Consider the following 1,522-nt stretch of genomic DNA (forward strand, 5'->3'; position numbering starts at 1 on the left):
AAAACCTTCAATTAAGTGACCCAAGGCATTTTTTATTTGTGCCGGTGCAATTTTCCCGGATTCGGGAGGTGCAAAAGCAAATATATCATTTTTGTCAAAATACCCTACAGCCCCTCCCCAATCTTCCGGTTTAGTTCTCTTCCAAATTGCGTATGTATTGTATCCATAATCTGGGTCAACTATAGGTATTATTACATTAAGTTGATCTCCTATTATCTCATAATAAGATGTCTCATTATAAAAATGAAATTTGGGTTTCGCAGAAAAATATATTTTACCATTCTTAATTTCTATTGTTGGGGTACCATAAAATAAATCACAAATCGACTTATTTTCCATAGTATTTTCATCTATTAAAGGTGTTGAGCATACTACCTTTATATCTCCCTCTTTTATTAACCTTTTATAAAGTTCCGAGTCAATAGCATATTCAAACGTAATCTCTTCATTAATTGCTTTTTCAAGTTCTTCTTCTTTAACAAGACCTTTACCCAAACCTTCATCTCTTATCACTAAATTATTATATTTCCAGTAACCTCCACTATAGTGCCATAATTCAATCGCCTTCCTAAAGGGACCACATGAACCTATAATCCTACTTTTTGGTTCATCATCTATCCCATCTATTATCACTTCAACAATATTTAATTTTTCTGCATTAACTATCCCACCATCGTAATTTGAATAACAAATAATAGTTGAGGATATTATCATAATTACTAATATCCAACAAATTCTTTTGCTCATTCTTTACCCCCAATTCTGTTTACCATTGGAACATTTTGTTAAAATTAAACGTTTTATATTCTTCTGAAGGTATCGTTCCTGACTTAGGAACAAAAGTTGCCCAAATATCTGATTTATCCATAGAATAAACTATATTTAATCTACCTAAACTACCTGTTTTAGGATGATCTAATGAAATAGTTACATTAAAGAAACTAATGCTATTTATATCCTTAATAGCTGTTGCTTCCTTTTTAAATGACCCTTCTGTAGGTATTTTACAGTCAGGAACACGAGTAGTTGGAGTATATGCTTCATATGAATTATCTTTATTATAAATTCTTATTATTAAGTTCCACTCATAACCTTCGGGTTTCGCCGGATAAGTGCATTCAATATAATATTTTCCGTTTTCTTTTACAAATCTCAATTGTTCGGCTAACTTGAGCAAAAACTCCTTTAATTTCTCAATTTCTATTCTTCCATACTGGTCAACATCGGTAACATCATTAAATGCTATTCCATCATAATATTTTACTGCTCCTCCTGTCGGTTCAGGAGAAGGTGCTACATCACCATTCATGTCAATATACACCGTTCTTATATTTGCATTCCACTTTACAGTTGCTCCCAATGCTTCACTCACAAACCTCACAGGTACAAATGTCCTCGATTCTTTTAATAATGCCACTGTATCCATTTGCTTCTGTTGTCCGTTTACTTCATAGTTTTTATTCCCTATTTGAAGCACTACTTTTTTTCCGTTTAACGTTATTGTCACTTTTTTTGTATTTCC

At 32.3% G+C, this 1,522-nt stretch carries 1 protein-coding gene and 1 pseudogene; both read right to left on the reverse strand.

Features of this window, described 5'->3' with window-relative positions; genetic code table 11:
- A pseudogene (locus tag JCM21531_RS17155) lies at nt 1-747 on the reverse strand (hypothetical protein); the annotation flags it as partial.
- A 19-nt stretch (nt 748-766) separates the two neighbouring features.
- A partial coding sequence (locus JCM21531_RS17160; protein WP_038291645.1) for a copper amine oxidase N-terminal domain-containing protein occupies nt 767-1,522 on the reverse strand: 756 nt, incomplete at its 5' end.

The organism is Acetivibrio straminisolvens JCM 21531, from assembly GCF_000521465.1.
GTDB lineage: Bacteria > Bacillota > Clostridia > Acetivibrionales > Acetivibrionaceae > Hungateiclostridium > Hungateiclostridium straminisolvens.